The 15,639-nt window shown below is 64.9% G+C and carries 16 protein-coding genes; 10 read left to right on the top strand and 6 right to left on the bottom strand.

Annotation, left to right across the window (positions count from 1 at the left end):
• The 6 genes from HAHE_RS04870 to HAHE_RS04845 are packed head-to-tail and all read left to right on the top strand — an operon-like array spanning position 1 to position 6,102.
• Positions 1-930, top strand: coding sequence for a polyprenyl synthetase family protein (locus HAHE_RS04870; RefSeq protein WP_338689071.1), 930 nt, complete (start codon positions 1-3; stop codon positions 928-930).
• 13 nt (positions 931-943) lie between these two features.
• Entirely contained in the window at positions 944-2,056 is a 1,113-nt protein-coding gene (locus HAHE_RS04865; RefSeq protein ID WP_338689070.1) for an ABC transporter permease, read from the top strand.
• Positions 2,056-2,718, top strand: a complete 663-nt coding sequence (locus HAHE_RS04860) for an ABC transporter ATP-binding protein (protein WP_338689068.1) — start codon at positions 2,056-2,058, stop codon at positions 2,716-2,718. The genes HAHE_RS04865 and HAHE_RS04860 overlap by 1 nt, the downstream gene beginning before the upstream one ends.
• Positions 2,715-3,953 (top strand): hypothetical protein, encoded by a 1,239-nt coding sequence (locus tag HAHE_RS04855; RefSeq protein WP_338689067.1) that lies wholly within the window; start codon positions 2,715-2,717, stop codon positions 3,951-3,953. Before HAHE_RS04860 ends, HAHE_RS04855 begins: the two co-directional genes overlap by 4 nt.
• Positions 3,950-4,330: a hypothetical protein gene (locus tag HAHE_RS04850; RefSeq protein ID WP_338689066.1), complete on the top strand. Its 381-nt coding sequence runs from the start codon at positions 3,950-3,952 to the stop codon at positions 4,328-4,330. The genes HAHE_RS04855 and HAHE_RS04850 overlap by 4 nt, the downstream gene beginning before the upstream one ends.
• A gap of 35 nt (positions 4,331-4,365) precedes the next feature.
• Positions 4,366-6,102: a cytochrome c gene (locus HAHE_RS04845; RefSeq protein WP_338689065.1), complete on the top strand. Its 1,737-nt coding sequence runs from the start codon at positions 4,366-4,368 to the stop codon at positions 6,100-6,102.
• Positions 6,103-6,107: 5 nt separating this feature from the next.
• On the opposite strand, the gene HAHE_RS04840 is transcribed toward HAHE_RS04845, so the two are convergent.
• Both HAHE_RS04840 and HAHE_RS04835 read right to left on the bottom strand, forming a co-directional pair.
• Positions 6,108-6,509: a hypothetical protein gene (locus HAHE_RS04840; RefSeq protein ID WP_338689063.1), complete on the bottom strand. Its 402-nt coding sequence runs from the start codon at positions 6,507-6,509 to the stop codon at positions 6,108-6,110.
• A 4-nt stretch (positions 6,510-6,513) separates the two neighbouring features.
• Complete coding sequence (locus HAHE_RS04835; RefSeq protein WP_338689061.1) at positions 6,514-7,173, bottom strand: DUF2306 domain-containing protein; 660 nt, start codon at positions 7,171-7,173, stop codon at positions 6,514-6,516.
• 142 nt (positions 7,174-7,315) lie between these two features.
• Between HAHE_RS04835 and HAHE_RS04830 the strand changes: the two genes are divergently transcribed.
• Complete coding sequence (locus HAHE_RS04830; protein WP_338689059.1) at positions 7,316-8,197, top strand: helix-turn-helix domain-containing protein; 882 nt, start codon at positions 7,316-7,318, stop codon at positions 8,195-8,197.
• Between the two features lie 150 nt (positions 8,198-8,347).
• Here HAHE_RS04830 and HAHE_RS04825 read toward each other — a convergent pair whose 3' ends face one another.
• The 4 genes from HAHE_RS04825 to HAHE_RS04810 are packed head-to-tail and all read right to left on the bottom strand — an operon-like array spanning position 8,348 to position 11,809.
• Positions 8,348-9,145, bottom strand: coding sequence for a type II secretion system protein (locus tag HAHE_RS04825; protein ID WP_338689057.1), 798 nt, complete (start codon positions 9,143-9,145; stop codon positions 8,348-8,350).
• Positions 9,142-10,185, bottom strand: coding sequence for a hypothetical protein (locus HAHE_RS04820; protein ID WP_338689056.1), 1,044 nt, complete (start codon positions 10,183-10,185; stop codon positions 9,142-9,144). The genes HAHE_RS04825 and HAHE_RS04820 overlap by 4 nt, the downstream gene beginning before the upstream one ends.
• The gene (locus HAHE_RS04815; RefSeq protein WP_338689055.1) at positions 10,182-10,868 is read right to left on the bottom strand and encodes a PEP-CTERM sorting domain-containing protein; all 687 of its coding nucleotides are present in this window, start codon (positions 10,866-10,868) and stop codon (positions 10,182-10,184) included. Before HAHE_RS04815 ends, HAHE_RS04820 begins: the two co-directional genes overlap by 4 nt.
• Positions 10,869-10,891: 23 nt before the next feature.
• Entirely contained in the window at positions 10,892-11,809 is a 918-nt protein-coding gene (locus HAHE_RS04810) for a DUF6607 family protein (RefSeq protein WP_338689053.1), read from the bottom strand.
• 129 nt (positions 11,810-11,938) lie between these two features.
• Between HAHE_RS04810 and HAHE_RS04805 the strand changes: the two genes are divergently transcribed.
• The 3 genes from HAHE_RS04805 to HAHE_RS04795 all read left to right on the top strand — a co-directional run bounded on the left by HAHE_RS04805 (position 11,939) and on the right by HAHE_RS04795 (position 15,558).
• Complete coding sequence (locus HAHE_RS04805) at positions 11,939-12,772, top strand: hypothetical protein (RefSeq protein ID WP_338689051.1); 834 nt, start codon at positions 11,939-11,941, stop codon at positions 12,770-12,772.
• Between the two features lie 17 nt (positions 12,773-12,789).
• Complete coding sequence (gene menB, locus HAHE_RS04800; RefSeq protein WP_338689049.1) at positions 12,790-13,605, top strand: 1,4-dihydroxy-2-naphthoyl-CoA synthase; 816 nt, start codon at positions 12,790-12,792, stop codon at positions 13,603-13,605.
• A 198-nt stretch (positions 13,606-13,803) separates the two neighbouring features.
• Entirely contained in the window at positions 13,804-15,558 is a 1,755-nt protein-coding gene (locus HAHE_RS04795; protein WP_338689047.1) for a DUF1194 domain-containing protein, read from the top strand.
• Positions 15,559-15,639 lie beyond the last annotated feature (81 nt).

Genomic DNA, 15,639 nt, shown 5'->3' with positions numbered 1-15,639 from the left:
ATGACTCCACGAGATTGGTGGGCCCGCAGGGCCGTGTGCGCGAAGGCTCTCATGGCCGAGAGCTTCCGGCAGGGGATGGGACGGCCGGACGGGGTCGAACGCCGGCTGGCGTCGGCGCTGGGCGACCTGTTGGCCCGTCCCGGGTCCTTGGTGCGTGCTGTCGCGGCGTATCTGGTCGGGATTGAAATGGGCATGGCCGAGGCTGCGGCCCGGGCGGTCGGTTGCGGCATCGAGTACCTTCACACCGCCTCGCTGGTCTTCGACGACCTGCCGGCGATGGATGACGCCCGGACACGGCGCGGCATGCCCGCGCTCCACGTGCTGCACGGCGAGGGCCTGGCGATCCTGGCCGCGCTGGCGATGGTCAATCGAGGTTACTCCCTGCTCTGGCAGGGGATCTCGGAGGCACCCGCGGAGCGGCGGATCGAGGCCGGCGACTGGGTCGACCGCTGTCTCGGGGCTACCGGCATGATCGGCGGCCAGTCGCACGACATCGGTGGCTGGCGTGAAGGCCAGACCGCGGCCGATGTCAGCGAGGTGGCGGCGCGGAAGACCGGCGACTTGCTCCGTTTGACCCTGGTGCTGCCTGCGGTGCTCGGTCGGGGTCGCGAGCGCGAGATCCGGATGCTCGATCGCCTCGCTTTGCTACGGGGTTTGGCGTACCAAGCTGCGGACGACGTCAAGGACGTGGTCGGCGGTGCGGGCAAAACCGCCGGTCGGGACGAGGCGATGGGTCGTCCGAATCTGGTGGCGGCCGAGGGGATCCAAGAGGCCGTGATCCGGCTCAGGCGTCTGATCGAAGTGGGTGACCGGGTCCAGGCGAAGCTTCCCGGTCCGGTCGAAAGGTGGGGAATGCTCGACGCGCTTCGCGTCGGAGTTCCGGCAGGAGCGGACGGACTGGAGCTTTCGCTCGGGTCGGCCGCCGTGTGATTCAAGTGAAACGATGAGTCTCTGGAAACTGATCCTCACGAATCTCCGCCGTCACCGGGTGCGCACGGCGATCGGCGCGACCGGGATCGCGCTGGGCGTAGCGACCATGCTCAGCGTGGTCGGCCTGCTTGGTGGCGCGGTGAAGATGTTCGAGAAGATCCTCCGGAGTGATGCCGAGATGGTTGTTTTCGAGCGCAACGTCTCCGACCTGTTCTTCAGCAACGTGCCGGAGTCGCTTGTCGCGGAGCTTGAAGGCCAGCGTTTCGTCAAGGAGGCGCAGCCGGTGCTTTTCACCATCATCACCGCGCCCGACCGTCCCGTGATCACCTGCTTCGGGATCCGGGCGAGTGACGGGCGCCTGGCCAAGGCGACGTGGCTGAGCGGGGAAGTCGCCGGTTTCACCGATGGAGGCCGCGGGGTGGTTCTCGGCGAGCGTGCCGCGGAGTTTCTCGAAGCGTCTGCCGGCGACGAAGTCGAACTCGGACAGGAGCGGTATCCGGTGGCCGGCGTGGTGAGGCTGGAGAACGGATTTGAGAACGGAGGCGTGTTCCTGCCACTCGGCGAATGCCAGAGGGCGTTCCACAAGGAAGGCGTGTCGTCGGTGGTGACGGTTGCTCTCGCCGATGGCCACACATCGGATGAGGTCAAGGCGTGGATCGACTCCCGTCACGATCGTCTGACCGCGCTGGAGAACGAGGAGTTCAGCAAGACCTACTCGCAGTTCCGCATCCTCAAAACCACCGCTTGGGTGGTCGGAGGTTGTGCGTTCCTGCTCGGTGGCCTGAGCGTGACCAACACGATGATCCTTTCGGTCTTCGGCCGGATCCGTGAGCTGGCGGTGCTGCGTGTCTGCGGCTTCTCGCGTGGCCAACTGACGCGGATGATTCTCGGGGAATCGGTCGCCCTTTCCGTGATCGGAGTGTTGGCGGGGTGGGGGCTCTCGGTGGCCGGGTTACGGTTGCTCAAGGCGATGCCGGCGCTGCAAGGGTACATCGAGCCGCAGGTCGGTGTGTCGGAGGTGCTCGGTGCCGTGGCTCTGGCTCTGCTGACCGGGGTGGGTGGCGCCCTTTATCCGGCGTTCCATGCGGCGCGTCTCAAACCGGCGGAGGCCTTGAGGTTCGAGTGATGGCGATGATGATCCAGATCGAGGATGTATGGCGCAGCTACGACGAAGGTCGTATCGAGGTGCTGAAGGGGGTGGGCCTAGAGGTGCGCGACGGCGAGACCTTGGCGCTGGTCGGCAGTTCGGGATGCGGGAAGTCGACGTTGCTCAATGTGGTAGCGGGTCTCGAGGTTCCGCAGCGGGGAAAGGTCAAGGTGGCCGGGCAGACGGTGAACGACGAGGCTTCGCGAAGGGAGTTGCTGAGGCACCAACTGGGGTTCGTCTTCCAGTTGCACCACCTGATCACGGGCCTGACGCTCGAAGAGAACCTGCTGGTCCCTGCCGTGGCGGTCGGTCTGTCGCGCAAGGAGGCGCGCGGTCGGGTGCGGGAGTTGGCGGCTGCGACCGGTCTGGAACGCCGTTTGGATCGCAGGGTCCGTGAGCTCTCCGGTGGCGAGCGGCAACGCGGAGCACTGTGCCGGGCCCTGATGAACCGGCCGCGGTTGCTGCTGGCCGACGAGCCGACCGGAGCGCTCGACGAACGCAACCGCGAGGCGGTCTTCGAACTCCTGATGGGGCTGGTTGCCGACCGGGGGCTGACCCTCATGATGGCAACGCATGACCCGCAACTGGCCGGGCGCTGCCAGCGGATGGTCCGGATGCGGGACGGGAGGGTGGAGCCATGAATCACGCCGTGCGGCTGGCGGGGCTTCACGCTTTTGGTTGGCTGGTGGTCGCGAATGCCGCCGGTCTCTGGCTTTCGTTGCTGCTTCTGTTTCCCGAAGTCCAGGGCGGGGAGTTGACCTACGGCCGCTGGATTCCGGTGCATCTGAACGGCCAGCTTTACGGATGGACCGCCCTGCCGCTGGTGGCATGGCTTTTCAGGATCTACGGGGTGGGCCGTAGATCGGCCGAATTCGCGTTGTGGGCATGGACTGCCGCCTTGGCAGTGGGGTGCGTGGCTTGGTTGAACGGCGGCAGTTCCGGCAAGGTGTTCCTCGACTGGTCGGGCGGGGCGCTGGCCGGGCTGGTGTTGGCGATGGTGATGCTCTGGCTGGTTCTCGCGCTGGCTTGGTCACGCGTCCGGGGTGTCTGGCGTTTGATCGGTTTGATCGCGCTCGCTCCTGTGCCGGCGATGATGGCCTTCGCCGCTTCGCCTTCGGTCTATCCACCCGTCGATGTTTCGACCGGAGGGCCGACGGGTTCGAGTTTGCTCGGGTCGACGTTGTTCGTGGTCGGGCTCCTGCTGTTGTTGCCCGTGTCTCTCGGGCGGAAAGTCCGCCTCACGGGCTCACGCTTCCCGGTGCTCGGATTCTTCGGGTTGTCGTGGGCCGTATTCGCGGCAACGGAAGCGATCGGTGGCACACACCGCGATTGGTGGCAGATCCTGGCGATTGTGATGCTCTTGCCCTGGGCCGTGCTGCTGCCACGGTGGTGGAGACGCTACGAGTGGCCGGCGCGGACGGTGGCGTGGCGGATTTCGATGTTCGGCTGGTGGGGCCTGCTGGTGGTGAGTGGCGTGACCGCTTACTTCCCCGAGGTGCTGGACCGCCTGAAGTTCACCCAGAGTCTGGTCGCGCACTCGCATCTGGCGATGGCGGGTTTCACGACCTCCTTTTGCGCTCTGTTGCTCGGTTTGCTCGGGGTGCCAGTCGGCGGCCGGATGTCGGTGGTCATCTGGAACCTCGCCGCACTCGGCATGGTGGCGGTGCTGGCGATCATGGGTTGGCTGGAGAGCGGTGGCTACGGATGGATGAACGAGACACCCGCATGGAGGCACATCGGCCTCGGTCTCCGCTCCCTGTGCGGACTGGTGATGCTCGGGGTTTCGGCGGGCTGGTTTCTGGGAGCGGCGAGGGTTTCGGAGGAAACGGATGCGTCCCATTCGATCGGGGTCCCGGAAAGGAAGGCGGAGGCATGAGGACGTTCTGCAAGTGGTGGAGCGTGGGGGTGGGTGCGATGGATGCGGCCACCGGTATCCTTCTGATCCTGTGGCCGGAATGGGTGCTGGGGATGCTCGGAGTGGAAGGGGTGGGTGTGGAGTCGATGGTGTTCCTCCGTTGGATCGGAGTGTTCGTCGGGTCGGTAGGTTTGAGCTACGGGCTGGCCCTGCGCGAACAGCGGCAGGGAAAGACCGTATGGCAGTTCACCGGTTTGGTGCGGGCCGGCGTGGCGGTATTCGTGACGACGAGCATCCTTCGAGGATCGCTGGACCGGGCATGGATCGGGGTGGCCGCGACCGATGCTCTGGTCGCGGCGGTGCAAGCTTGGGGGCTCCGGAAGGAGTGGTGGCGGTGACGGCGAAATGGAGAGCGGTTGGGGTAGTCGCGGCGGTGTTCGGGTTCTTCCTGATCTTCGCCCAGTTCGCTTTCGTGGAGATCCTGCGGGCCCGCGATGTTGGATTGCTTGGGGAAAAGATTCTGCTGAGTGCGATGGCGGTCGCCGGAATCGCTGCGGGATTCGTCGTGGCATGGCGCGGGGCCTCGACGGCCGGTTTGCGGGCGGCCTTGGCGCTGTCTGCCGTGGCTGCAGCGGTGGCGGCCGTTCCGGGAGGCTTCGCCGCCATGCTCCTCGTTGCGTTGCTGACCGGTATGGGTGTCGGGGCAGCGACCGTTTCAGCGGCAGCGCTCTTGCCGTCTTGGTGCACCGTTGCATGGGTGGGTGCTGGAACGGGGCTTGGCTACGCCGTCTGCAATCTGCCGTGGGTGTTCACCGCTCCTCCCGAAACGCAGGCGTGGGTCGGCACGGGACTTGCGGTGGTCGGTGCGGCATTGGTGCCGAGCGCGACCGAGGGCCGTGTGATGCGGCAGGAGCGCGCTCGAGGCCGCTTGGGATGGCTGGCGGGCATCGTCGTGTTTCTGGCCATGGTCTGGCTCGACTCGGCCGCGTTTTTCATCATCCAGCACGGACGGCAGATGAAGGAGGCGACTTGGGGGGGCGGGATGCTCTGGCGGAATGCCGGTCTGCATCTGGTGGCGGGCTGCCTCGCCGGCTGGTGGCTGTCGAAGGGCGGATGGAAGGGCTTGCTGCTGACGGCGTGGGGAATCCTCGCCGTGGCGGCTGTGCTCGTGAACCAGCAGGTCACACGCGGGGTGGCCGGCTGGTGGTATCCGGTGGGAGTTTCGCTCTACTCAACCGCTCTGGTGGCTTGGCCGGGGTTTCTTTCCGCAAGTGGCGCGGGCCGGACGAAGTCCGCCGCCATGAGAGCCGCATGGGTATTCGCAGTCGCTGGCTGGTTCGGTTCCGCGAACGGGATCGGTATGGCCCAGACTCTCGAGCGGGTGCCTACGTCATTCGTCGTAGTTTCCGGGATCTTGGTGATCGGATCGTTGGCCGGGATCCGGCGCTGGCCGGGGATCCTCGGCGCATCGCTCGTGATGATCGCGGCGTCGGTATTCCCCAAACGGGATGAGTCTTCCGCCGGCACGGTCGAACGCGGGCGACAGGTGTATGTGGAGGAGGGCTGCATCGCGTGCCACTCGAGATACGTCCGGCCTTCGGATCCGGGTGGGTGGGGGCCACCATCGGATCCGGCGGGGGTGCTGTCGGGAAGCCCGGTGCTGATCGGCAACCGTCGGCAGGGACCGGATCTCACCCATGTCGGCGCCCGCCGGTCGGCTGCGTGGCTGAAGGAGCACTTCCTGTCACCCCGGAAACTGGTGCCGGGAAGTTCGATGCCGAGCTACGCCCATTTGTTTGAGGATGGTCGGGGCGACGATCTGATCGCGTGGCTCACGGACAATCAAGGAGAGGCGATCGCTTGGCGCATGGAGCGCATGGGTGATTGGAAGGCGGTGGGTGAGCCTGGGGACGGTGGAGCCGCTTTGTTCTCGAGGCACTGTGCCGTTTGCCACGGAGCGCGGGGACTCGGCGATGGTGAGTTGGCGGGGAGGTTTGCCAAACCCCCTGCCAATCTCGTCGAAGGTCCGTTTGTCTGGAGCGCCGATCCTTCGGTGCTGCCGCGGCTGATCAAGTGGGGCGTGCCGGGCACCGACATGCCCGGGCACGAATTGCTCGCGGATTCCGAGGTGTTGGCGTTGGCCAAATGGCTACGGGCGCTCCGTCAATGAGCGCCTTAGGTCGGCTTGTCGGTCTTGGCTTTGTCTGCGGGCGGGGCGAAGCGCGGATCGAGTGCCGCGTCGGTGTAGGTTTGCTTCTCCGTGTCGTAGATGAAGATCCGTTGGTCCGAGAGCCGGACGTAGCCGGCGAGCATGATGCTCTTGCCGCGGCCATCGACGACTTTGAATGGCAGACGCTCCTCCTTGTCGACCAGCATCGGGCGCTGAAACTGAGAAGAGGGCTGGGGCGGGGCCATGCGCGAGAACGGAGGGAAGGACGACTGGAGGCGGGCGACGATCCGGGTTTGGACCGCTTGCCTTGCTTCCGGATGTTCGACGGTCGGGGTGTCGGGTTCGATGGCAGTGGCGATGCCGGCGAGGATCAGGGCGAGGGCGACGTGTTTTGGTTTCGTTTTCATGGTCTCATGATTCGGTTTGGAGTTGGATGGGGAGAGAAGCGGTCTGCCGTTTCTGGCGGAGGATGAGTTCGGCCACGGCGGCGTTGCCGAGCAGGCTGAGCCAGAGGCAGAGGACGTAATTGGTGTCCGGCTCAAGACCCGCGAAGTAGCCGGCGATGTGGTAGATCCGGAAGGTGACCGCGCTGGCGGCGTAAGCGAACGATCGGATCATCCATGCACGGTGGGCCTGCATGTCGCGGTGGCGCGGCAGGGCGAATCGCCAGCCCTTCAGAGTCGTATGGAAGGCGGCTACCGCGAGGGTCAGGAAGCCGAGTTTCCCCAACGCGCCACCCTTGGCGAAGAAGGCCAGGTGGAAGCCCGTCGGGGCGACCAGGACAAGCACGCTGGCTCCGTAAATGCGTCCGGCGATCTTGTGGACGGAAGGCCAGCGTCGGACCACAGCCCGGGACAACTGCGGAAGCGCCGAGAAGAGACAGAGCAGGCCTCCGGCGATGTGGACGTAGAGGGAGCCTCGCCACAAGGCGCTCTCGCCGATCGCACCTTTCTGAAGGATGAACAGGCCGCTGCCGCCGGGAAGGTAGTCGAGCAGCGTGCTGTGGAGGATCAACCCGCTGCCTGCCAGGTAGGCGAGCCAAGCGGTAATGGTCATTCCTCGGAACCACATGATCGCAGCGTATCAGCCGCCGGAGCGTCCCGGGGTAAACGGTCGGTAAAAGGAATGACCGCCGTCCGTGCCTCCGGGAGAGGCTTCCCGGGTTGCGTGGGGCAATTTGTTGTAATTGAGACGCATTTGCATTTACAAACCCGTGGAACCGTGGCACGGGGCGTCTGCGATGCGCTTGGAGCGATGGTTGGATCTGGGGGGTGTAGCGTGCTGGCGGTTGGTCGGCCGCTCGGTCCGGGCGGGTTCGACTTGGCAGACCAAGGTGTCGGGGGAGGTCTGGATTTGGCTGAACCGTTCGGGTGAGGGCGTAATCTGGGGTTCGGAGGACCGGATGTATCTGAGGCCCGGAATGTATGCGATTTTCGGGGAGGATGAGGAGGAGCGCTGGCGCTGGACCCGGCTGCCGGGTGAGCATGAGGCGGAGGTGGTGGTGGTTTCGCGGGCCTGGCTGGCACGTCGGCTCGGAGGTTCGGCGGAACATGTGCATCCCCGCTACGCCGAGTGGCTGAAGGGAGGGGGCAAGGTGGCCTTCACCGGCCTGATGACCGGGCCCGAACGGGAGCTCTCCGACGGCCTGCGGGGCATGAACGCGGAGAAGCCCGGCACGGCGATGAGGGCTGAAGCGAGGATCTTGGAATGGGCGGCGGTCCGGTTGTTCCGTGCGGGGCGCTCCGATGCGGGAGCGGGGTTCTGTCATCGGATCGGGCGCTCGGATCCGGTCGAGCGGGCTCTTTCGGTGCTGTCGTCGCGGCTCGCCGAGCCGATGGATCTGGCACGCCTCGGGAAGGAATGCGGGGCCTCGCCGACGCACCTGAGCCGCATGGTCAAGCAGCGTACCGGCAGTACCCTGCGGGAGCACCAGCGACGGCTGCGGGTTTCCGCCGCGTGTGAAATGCTTGAGGATGGTTCCTCGGTGACCGAGGTGGCGATGGATGTCGGCTACCGCAGCCTGAGCCACTTCGCCAAGGCCTTCCGCGAGCAGACCGGCAAGGCGCCGAGCACGTGGCGTGGGGGCGAGGGCTGAAGCCGGTCCTTCGGTTCTCTCAAGTCACTGGATTCACCGCCAAGACGCCAAGATCGCAAAGGATGGAGACTCGGAAGTTTTCGGCAGTCGGGTCTTTGCGTCCTTGGCGTCTTGGCGGTTCCATTCCGATCTCATGGAATCGTCTGGGAATCAGTTCCGGCCCACGGTGAAGTCGGGGTCGTTGAGTCGCGCGGCCTGGTTCGACCAGCGGCGCATGTCGCGGAGTTCGTCGGGGGAGAGGAGCTCGACATTGCCGGCGACCATCGCGGCGACGGCCTTGCCCTTCCAACGGAAGTCAACGAAGCCGGTGTCGGAGGCGGGTCCGTCGGGGTCGATCGCTCCCGATTTCCACTCCGGGGCCAGAATGTTCGGCGCGCGGACCTCGAAGTTGCCGACCTTGCCGCTGTCGTGCCGGGCCGAAGCGAAGACGACCAGCGAGCTGCCGTTGTGAACCTCGGACAAACGAGAGACGTAGTACTTTCCGACCGCCTCGACCAGTCTCGGCGAGGGGCGAAGCGGGGATCCGGAGCCGTAGTGTCCGCCGACGAAGACCGCGTTCATGCCGAGATTCGGATGCACGGAAACGAGGTAGTCACGGTTGTCCTCGTCGAGCATCCGCTCGTTGCCATTGTAAACGAAGATGCCGTTCATCTTCGGCGCATACGGCGCGAGTCGCCACGGATAGCGGGCGTCCTGCGGATGATGGAGCGGCTTGCCGTCCAGGTTGACGGCTTCAGGATCCGACTGGTAGCCGGGGAGGACGCGGTCGTTGTGATCCGCGGCATACTGGTGGAAGGCGGTCATCAATTGCTTGGCGCCGTTGATCTCGGTGGTCATCTCGGCCCGTTTGCGGATCGAGGCGTAGCCGAGGGCGGCGATGGCCGACAGCGTGGAGACGATGACGATCGTTACCATCAGTTCGATGAGCGTGAAGCCGTTGCGGTTCATGGAGTCGGAGTGAATTCTAGGCGGTAGAATCGGCGGGCGAGGCCGGCGGTGTCGGTGAATGAGCCGGGTGTGTCGTCGGTGGCATCGGCCGTGTGGACGGGCTGCCAGCTTTCCTCGGAGAGATCCGGCGATGCCTGCAGCACGAAGCTGTAGCCGCTGAACTGCGGCCAGCTCAGAACCGGGCCCGCCGGGCCGGAGGTGATGGTGAGCGGCAGGTCGATTTCCACATCAAGGGTGAGCTGAGGCGCGAGGTCGCCGAAGAGGATGTGCAGCGAGTCATCGCGGGTGAGCCACGACGCGAGTTCGCCGCCCTGCTGGATCGCGGGGTGGAGTGAGGACAGGGTGAGCCAGAGTTTTCCGTCGGCGAGGGATTGCCGGAGGTAAGTGCCGATGCCCGGAACGTTCGGGTTGATCTCGAAGTGAAACTCGGTCTCCAACGGCACCGGGTCTCCCGGAGCCACGTCCGCTGTGGTGCCAACCGCCCACGGTCGCGACTCGAAGCCCTGCGTCACGTTCCAGCTCACGTCGCGCTCGGTTCCCGCGGAGTCGAAGCCCAGCGGATAGGCGTTGCGCTCGGGGCTGCCGTAGGGGGAGGACTCCGAAAAACTGGCCGCGGTGAAGCCGTTCCGGAATCCCGCTCCGTGCAGTTCGACGGGTCGGCCGATGTCGGAGTCGGGAGCCGGCACCGGAGTACTGGGTGTGCCGTAGCTGGCGACCGGATCATAGGTCGGGTCATACTCGAATGTCTGGTCCTGCCCGGTGGTGGCACGGAGGGATATCGAGCGGATGCGGTAGGATTCGGGCGGGAGACCTGCCGGGACCGCGACGGTGGTGTCGAAGGCGAGGAGGAAGAAGCCCCAGCGGTCTTCGAGTCCTGCGGCGTCCGGCAGGGCGCTGAAGGTCGATGCCTGGGCCCGGCTGCCGGGAGTGGAGTTCGACGGATACATCCAGCGGTCTTCCGAGGGTTCCTCGATCGTGACCGGGGTGGAGGCTGCCGAGACGGTGCCGGCGAGCGCCGCGAGAAGAGCGATGGCTTTCATCGGCGGCGACGGAAAGCGAGGAGCACGCCGGCCAGTGAAAGCAGAGCGGCCGATGGTTCGGGAACCGCCTGGCTGAATGTGTCCCCGGTGGTGAGATTGATTTCGTATTGGCTCAGGTGGTTGTTGGCCACGCTGCCCCAGACGATTTCGTAGGAGTCGATGTCGAGCCCGGTGAGGTCCCACTGCCAGGCGTGGTTGGTGGTCGGGAAGAAGGTGCTCGTGGAGAAGTCGAAGCTCAGATATTCGCCCGCGGTCGTGAGGGTGAAGTCGGGCGCGAGTCCCTGGCTTCCGCCGTTGTAGTTGAGGACCGGCAGCACGCCGATTTCGGTGCCGGCGTCGAGTTGGAAGACGATGGTCGCGAGATCGACCATCGGGTCGCTGTCGCTGATCGAGTAGGTTCCGGCGCCGCCGCCGTCGTAGATGGATGAGCTCGCCAAGTAGCCGTTGCCGGAAACCTTGGAGAAGGTCGCGCCGCCCTCGGAGCCGGCCATGTTGGCCGACACGGGACCCGGCCACGGCGTGGCGCCGGGATAGCTGGTCGTGTATCCGTTGTCGGCCCAGTAGGGATTCGAGCTGTTCAGTTGGTCCCAGCCGGAGGTCTCGCTGTTGCCGGGCAGGGTAATCGTGACCGCGGCATCGACTTGGAAGGTTGCGAGGATCGCGAGGAGCAGGATGTGCTTCATGGATGTTGCGAAGGTTTGCGTTCTCACTCGGCGGTCACGTAGGGCGTCAGCGCCGCGCGCACGGTCGCGGCATCGGCGGCATCGGATTCGAGCTGCGCGATCCGCTTGCTCAGGGCCTCGCCGTCCTTGAAAGTCGAGTAGCTGAAGGTCGCCGGTGCGGTCTCTCCCGCCTCCAGCCAGAAATTGCGAACGCCGTCCCAGAACGGGCCATGCTCCTTCCACCAGTCGAGGGCGACGGTGGCGAGTTCCGACTCGGTGCGGTTGTAGGTGTTGAGGCCCGACTCATGGCAAAGCGTTGTGGCGGGCCCGTCCCCGCGGTCGACGATCTTGCGGTTGTCCTGATGGTGGACCCAGCCGGTGGCGGTCAGGCTGTGGCGGTTGGTGACGAGGAGGTGGTCGTAGTCCTCGCGCTTGGTGTATTCGCGTCGGGGCAGCGGGCGTCGGGTCGGCGAGCTTTCCCAATAGCTTTCGCCGTTCTCGTGGATCCACTTTCCGTAGCCTTCGTAGCGCGGGGTGTCGTCGGTCTGCGTGACCAGTTGGCTCCACGTTCCGGCGGCCTGTCCGGGCGTGAGCCGCACGCACTGCCACTCGTGCATCTGGTCCTCGCCGCAGTAGTCGAGGATCTCGGTATCCTCCCAGGTCCAGATCTGGGCCCAGTGCTTGATCACCATCGGGTCCTTGTCCTTCGGCCGGACCACCAGCAGGTGCTGAAGGGTGATGCGTTCCGTGGTGTCCTCGACCACCGTGACGATTTCGGTGGCGTTCTCGTCGTAGGAATCGGGCTTGACCGTGTAGCCTGTGGCGATGGCGACGGTTTCCTCGAAGTGGAAATGGACGGCGTGGGTGCCGGCCATCGCGAGGATGGCCTCGCGGTCTTCGGCAGGAGGGCTGCCTGCCAGAGCAGGCAGGGTAGCGGCGGCGAGAATGGATTGAATCTTCATCACGGCGCGGAGCATCGGCGGTCCGTTGCCCGGCCGCTAACGGGTGCTTGCGCGATGTGAGCGGCGGATTGCGCGAGGGGTGGAGTGGGGGCTTGTGCCGGTGCCGGGAGGCGGCGAGGTTATGGGTCGATGCTCGGAACGATCTGGTGTCTGCATGGGGCCGTGGGGATGGCCGAGGACTGGCGTGATTTCTCGGTGCCGGGCTGGGCAGTGAAGCGGGTCGACCTGTGGCGGTTTCTTGATTGCTGCCCGATGGACTTGGCCGAATTCGGAGCGGCCCTGAACCGTGAGGCGGAGGCGACGCAGGGGCGGAAGGTGCTTCTGGGCTACTCGATGGGCGGCAGGCTCGCGTTGCACGCTTTGTTGGCAGGTAGGGACGAGCGCCCCCGCTCGTCCGAAAGCGCGATCGGAGGGAACGGACCGCGGACGAGCGGGGGCGCTCGTCCCTACCGTGGTTCTTGGGATGCGGCGGTCATCGTTTCGGCCCATCCGGGACTGGAGGACGAGACGCAACGTGCGGAGCGACGGGAGAAGGATGCCGAGTGGGCGGCAAAGGCGCTGAAGGGGGAGTGGTCGGAGTTTCTCGCGGAGTGGAATGCGCAGGCGGTGCTCGCCACTTCGGACGCGGAACTGAAGATGGGTGACCGGGGGAAGCTGGAAGTCCGGAGGAATTCGGTGGCGCGCAGCTTCATGGATTGGTCGCTCGGAGCGCAGGCTCCGCTGTGGAACCGGCTCGGCCGGATCGCGTGTCCGGTGCTGTGGGTGGCGGGCGAGCGAGATACGAAATTTCGGGAGCTGGCGGAGCGGGTTGCCTCGGCCGGAGCGGGACGCTCCGGGCACGGACTGGAGCGGGACGCTCCAGCCACGCTCTGGATCGCTCCGGGGGCAGGGCACCGCGTGCCGTGGGAAAGCGGCATCTTCGCCTCGAAGGTCGGAGAATTCCTTGAGCGTCGGCTTTCCTGAGACAAGATCTCGGCGCCATGTGGACCACCGCCCGCGAATTCGAGGACATCCGATACGAAACGACCGACGAAGGTCAGATCGCCAAGATCACGATCAACCGCCCGGAGGTGAGGAACGCGTTCCGGCCCCAGACGGTGAAGGAGATGCTGCTCGCGCTCGAGTTGGCTCATGAGGATCCGCAGGTCGGGGTGGTGATCCTGACGGGGGAGGGGGAGAAGGCGTTCTGCTCGGGAGGCGACCAGAAGGTTCGCGGACACGCGGGCTATGTCGGCGACGACGGCGTGCCGCGGCTCAACATCCTCGATGTGCAGAAGAAGATCCGCCAGATGCCGAAGCCGGTGGTGGCGATGGTGGCCGGCTACGCCATCGGCGGCGGGCACGTGTTGCACGTCGTATGCGATCTCAGCATCGCCGCCGAGAACGCGCGATTCGGTCAGACGGGTCCGAAGGTCGGTTCGTTCGACGGCGGTCTGGGGTCGAGCTATCTCGCCCGGATTGTCGGTCAGAAGAAAGCACGGGAAATCTGGTACTTGTGCCGCCAGTACGACGCGCAACAGGCGCTGGAGATGGGCTTGGTGAATACCGTCGTGCCGTTGGAGAAGCTGGAGGAGGAGACGCTTCAGTGGTGCCGCGAGATGCTTGCCCATTCGCCGATGGCGCTGCGCTGTCTGAAGGCCTGCATGAACGCCGATTGCGACGGCCAGATGGGCCTGCTCGACCTCGCCGGAAACGCCACGCTGCTCTACTACATGAGCGAGGAGGCGAAGGAGGGTAAGAACGCGTTTATCGAAAAACGCGCCCCCGATTTCTCGAAATTTCCACGGGTGCCGTAGCCAGCGCATTTCGATGCCGCCTGTCAGGGGGTTAAGAGGCTGTTAGATTGGATTGTTTTAGATAAACGGTCTCTCAAGTCTTCAAGATCGGAGAGATGTATTTGCGTTGATTATCCGGGTTGGGAGGAGTTAGACCGGGACTGTGCGTTATCGGCCGATTGGGCCGGAATTGCTTAACCCCCAACCCCCTGAATCCAGATGAAATCCAGTCATTTGCGCCGTTCCGTCACGGCGCAGTTCCTTGGTGTGCTTGCGGCGTTCTCGCTGCCCCTCACCAGTTCCTACGCCATTGTAGCGGGAACGGTCGACCTCGAGCTTTCGCTCGTGACCGATATATCCGGCAGTGTCGATGCGACCGAGTTCAATCTCCAGATGAGCGGTTACTCCAGCGCCTTCCGGAATCCGTTGCTGCATTCGGCGATCGAGTCGGGTCCTAACGGTGCGATCGCGGTCAATCTGATCTTCTACGACGACACGGCATCCGTTGGGGTGCCATGGACGATTCTCACCAATGCTTCGGAGGCGAACGCCTTCGCGGATGTGATCGATGGTCTCGGCCGCCCGCGTTCCGGTCTTACGGATCCGGCGGAAGGGATCGATCTCGCGACTTCCGAGATCTTCAACAATGCGATCACCAGCACGCGTCAGGTCATCGACGTTTCCGGCGACGGAACCTCGAGTTCGGGTGGTCCGCCTTCGTTGGCCCGTGACAACGCCCTGGCCGCAGGCATCGATGCGATCAACGGACTGCCGATCGGTAGCACTTCGCTCGAGCAGTATTACATCGACAACATCCAGGGAGGCACCGGTTCGTTTACGGTGCTTGCGAACGACTTCGCCGACTTCCAAGCGTCGGTGCTGGAGAAGCTCGAGCGGGAGATCCGCGGCGAATTGACCTTCGGCGAGGCCCCCCGGTTGCTGACTTCGGGCTTGCGCACCACTTCGATCGTCGTGGCCCGCACGGCCACCCGCGATGTGGGTGACCGCCTGTTCCGGATGCGCTCGGGTGTCCGTTCCGAACCGATCGTTACGACCCAACCGGCTCCCTACAGTTCGAAGGGCGGCATGGCGAAGGGTGGTATGGCCAAGACGCCGATTACGATCACCGAGCGCTGCCCGTGGGAGGTCTACGGTCAGATCTTCTATGTGACCGAAGATACCGACGCCCAGTACCGCACGGTGCGCCCGAATGTGCCGGGCGCGAATTTCCCGGCCTTCCAGCAACTCATCCAACCCGATACCTCGACCGACATCTTCGGAGGCACGGTCGGGATCGACTACGATATCGATGACCACTGGACGGTCGGCTTCGCGCTCAGCGCGTCGCGCGCCGAGTCTGACATGACCTTCGTCGGCAACGTTGATATCGATAACCTGACCTTGATGCCGTATGTCTCGTATTATCGTCCGATCGGCAACATGGCCTTCTACGCCGACCTCCTCTACGGCTACGGGATGAACGAATACGACACCCGCCGTCTTCCGACGGGTGCGGTGGGCAACACCGACGGGGACTTCCACACCTTGGAGTTCAACACCGGTCTGAATCTTCGCAACGGCGGCTTCGTGCACGGTCCGTTGGCCCAGATCCGTTGGCTCGACGGTGAGATCGACTCCTACACCGAGACGGGTCCGGGAGCCGTCTTCTACCCGCAGGCCGACTACGAGTCGCTCGCTACCCAACTCGGCTACCAGGTGTCCTATCCGATGGAAATGGCCGGTGGCACGCTTGTTCCTCAGGGCCGTGCCGCCTGGGAGCACGAGTTTGAAGAAGACCAAGGCACCGTTGCTGGCATACCGCTTGGCGAACTCGACGAGGACCTTGCAGTGCTCGGCCTCGGTCTTGGCTACTTCACGAATTGCGGCTGGAACGCCGTGCTGGACTACGAGGCCCGGCTCGGAAGCGAGACCCAGTCGCACTACGTCGGCCTGAAGGTCGGCAAGGAGTTCTGATTCCGGCCGGTCCGGACCGGATACCCATCTACCAAGGGGAAAAGGAGTGGCAATTGCGCTCTCCTTTTCCCCTTGAGCGTT

The sequence above is a fragment of the Haloferula helveola genome, from assembly GCF_037076345.1.
GTDB lineage: Bacteria > Verrucomicrobiota > Verrucomicrobiia > Verrucomicrobiales > Akkermansiaceae > Haloferula > Haloferula helveola.
The sequence above is the reverse complement of the archived record's forward strand: the minus strand, read 5'-3'. Positions and strand labels throughout refer to the sequence as shown.